Here is a 1,168-nt window from a genome sequence, read left to right as displayed (position 1 = left end):
TGAGGTAGTCAATTACCTAATTTTCAGGGAAAAAGTACCTGAATTTTCCCCCCGATCCCCGCAACGGCTGGCACTTTTTGAGGAAAAAAAAGTCTAAAAGTCTTATCCAACAAGGTTTTTAGATTTATTCAGCAGACCCTAGATAGTCAACAGCTTACCTGCGGGCGAATGGAAAAGGAATTTCTGCCCATCTCCCTAACCCCCGCCAGCTGGCGATCGTTCCGCTAGACTTGGCAATTTCTAGGCCGGGCGCGATTCGTCTAGGGAGAGGGTAAAGAGCGAAGGAAAACCGTGAGTATGGCGGTAATAATCGCGACGGTTACGGGGATAATCAGCGATTTCGCCCCTTTTAAATCGGATATATCCTTAACTAGCCCCGATTGTTCGTTTTCTAGCCTTTCTAACCGCTTATCCATTCCCTCGACTTTCTCGATTAATTTTGCCTGTCCTACCTCTAGTTTTGTCAGGCGATCATCGATTCGATCGATCTTTCCCTCGATCCGCGTCAGGATGGCTTCTAGGGAATAGGTGACGGTTTCTCCCGATTGACTCATAAACTAAATTCCTTGTTGCGGGGGATACTTCGCATTCTATCACTCCCGAAAGATGGCAGAATTACCAATCCAGAGGCAACGGCAACGATTATCAGCCTACAATATTACTAGGCGATCGAATAATCTCCGAAATTCAGATGAGTCAATTAAGATCTATTTCTGGGAAAAAGTTCGCCAAAATTTGAGAACGTCATTGAGAATTCAAGGTAGCCATCACATTTACTGTATTACTCGTTCAGACTGTCTATGAACCATCGTCAACAATTAATTCAAGAACTCGAACAAGCACCTGATGATCTAATAGAAACCGTGTTAGATTTTTTACATCGAGTTCAGGCAACAGGCAACAGTCATCCTCTGGCCAAGTTTTCAGGCATTTTAAGCGATTCAGAGGCACAAGAACTACAACAAGCCATTAAAACAGAATGTCGTCAGGTAGATGTCAATGAGCGGTGAAATGGATTGCTGCTCAATGTATAGAAAATAATTGGGTATTGGTGACAGATAAGTAGCTGGTTATAATTAAATTAAAAATGGATTTTAGGTTTGATCCCCCCTGCCCCCCTTGATAAGGGGGGTGCCGATAGGCGGGGGGATCCCCCCTTAATAAGGGT

Annotated in this window: 2 protein-coding genes; one reads left to right on the top strand and one right to left on the bottom strand. The window is 44.1% G+C overall.

Translation table 11 applies throughout. The features are described 5' to 3' along the window. Nucleotides 1-260 precede the first annotated feature (260 nt). Complete coding sequence (locus tag O9332_RS08380) at nucleotides 261-554, bottom strand: hypothetical protein (RefSeq protein WP_002759475.1); 294 nt, start codon at nucleotides 552-554, stop codon at nucleotides 261-263. A gap of 246 nt (nucleotides 555-800) precedes the next feature. Between O9332_RS08380 and O9332_RS08375 the strand changes: the two genes are divergently transcribed. Next, nucleotides 801-1,010 carry a hypothetical protein gene (locus O9332_RS08375; RefSeq protein WP_288024884.1) on the top strand — a complete coding sequence of 70 codons (210 nt, stop codon included), beginning with the start codon at nucleotides 801-803 and terminating at the stop codon, nucleotides 1,008-1,010. Nucleotides 1,011-1,168 lie beyond the last annotated feature (158 nt).

This window comes from Microcystis sp. LE19-10.1B, assembly GCF_027530565.1.
Lineage (GTDB): Bacteria > Cyanobacteriota > Cyanobacteriia > Cyanobacteriales > Microcystaceae > Microcystis > Microcystis aeruginosa.
The sequence above is the reverse complement of the archived record's forward strand: the minus strand, read 5'-3'. Positions and strand labels throughout refer to the sequence as shown.

Coding starts and splice junctions, on each gene's coding strand:
- O9332_RS08380 (WP_002759475.1), bottom strand. CDS start 554: ATGAGTCAATCGGGAGAAACCGTCACCTATTCCCTAGAAGCCATCCTG.
- O9332_RS08375 (WP_288024884.1), top strand. CDS start 801: ATGAACCATCGTCAACAATTAATTCAAGAACTCGAACAAGCACCTGAT.